This window comes from Ovoidimarina sediminis (assembly GCF_032586175.1).
GTDB lineage: Bacteria > Pseudomonadota > Alphaproteobacteria > Rhodobacterales > Rhodobacteraceae > Ovoidimarina > Ovoidimarina sediminis.
Genome location: NZ_JAWHTE010000067.1, coordinates 1 through 1298, shown reverse-complemented (window position 1 = coordinate 1298; position 1298 = coordinate 1). Strand labels below are relative to the sequence as shown.

At 65.0% G+C, this 1298-nt stretch carries 1 protein-coding gene; it reads left to right on the top strand.

Annotated features, from left to right (window positions below; genetic code table 11):
* Positions 1-2 precede the first annotated feature (2 nt).
* Positions 3-1178 carry an elongation factor Tu gene (gene tuf / locus RXV90_RS25745; RefSeq protein WP_316653282.1) on the top strand — a complete coding sequence of 392 codons (1176 nt, stop codon included), beginning with the start codon at positions 3-5 and terminating at the stop codon, positions 1176-1178.
* Positions 1179-1298 lie beyond the last annotated feature (120 nt).

Genomic DNA, 1298 nt, shown 5'->3' with positions numbered 1-1298 from the left:
CCATGGCGAAGGAAAAGTTTGAACGCAACAAACCGCATGTGAACATCGGCACGATCGGCCATGTTGACCACGGCAAGACGACGCTGACGGCGGCGATCACGAAGTACTTTGGCGACTTCAAGGCCTATGACCAGATCGACGGCGCGCCGGAAGAGAAGGCGCGCGGGATCACGATCTCGACGGCGCATGTGGAATACGAGACGGACGCGCGTCACTACGCGCACGTGGACTGCCCGGGCCACGCCGACTACGTGAAGAACATGATCACGGGCGCGGCGCAGATGGACGGCGCGATCCTCGTTGTGAACGCCGCGGACGGCCCGATGCCGCAGACGCGCGAGCACATCCTTCTGGCCCGCCAGGTCGGCGTGCCGGCGCTGGTGGTGTTCCTCAACAAGGTCGACCAGGTCGATGACGAGGAGCTTCTGGAGCTTGTCGAGATGGAAGTGCGCGAACTTCTGAGCTCGTACGACTTCCCGGGCGACGACATTCCGATCATCGCGGGCTCGGCTCTGGCCGCTATGAACGGCGAGAACCCGGAGATCGGCGAGAACAAGATCCGCGAACTTCTGGCCGCCGTCGACGAGTACATCCCGACGCCGGAACGCGCGATCGACCAGCCGTTCCTGATGCCGATCGAAGACGTGTTCTCGATCTCGGGCCGGGGCACGGTTGTGACGGGCCGCGTGGAGCGTGGCGTGATCAACGTGGGCGACGAGATCGAGATCGTCGGCATCCGCGACACGAAGAAGACGACCTGCACGGGCGTGGAAATGTTCCGCAAACTGCTGGATCGCGGCGAAGCGGGCGACAACATCGGCGCGCTGCTGCGCGGTGTGGACCGTGACGGTGTGGAGCGGGGCCAGGTGCTTTGCAAGCCCGGCTCGGTGACGCCGCACACGAAGTTCGAGGCCGAAGCCTACATCCTGACGAAGGAAGAAGGCGGGCGTCACACGCCGTTCTTCGCGAACTACCGGCCGCAGTTCTACTTCCGGACGACGGACGTGACCGGAACGGTGGAACTTGCCGCCGGGACGGAGATGGTGATGCCGGGCGACAACGTGTCGTTCACGGTTGAACTGATCGCGCCGATCGCGATGGAAAACGGCCTGCGGTTCGCGATCCGCGAAGGCGGCCGGACCGTCGGCGCGGGCGTGGTGTCGAAGATCATCGAGTGAGGCGGTGCCGGGCAGACGCCCGGCCCCCCGCCAGACGAACCCGTAGGCCGGGCATCCGCCCGGCCCACGATAGGAAAAACGAAGTTCGACGTGGGCGCCGGATCCGATCCGGGGTTCACC

What these genes read in the sequence shown, in the direction of transcription:
- tuf (WP_316653282.1), top strand. Translation starts at nt 3, where the DNA reads ATGGCGAAGGAAAAGTTTGAACGCAACAAACCGCATGTGAACATCGGC.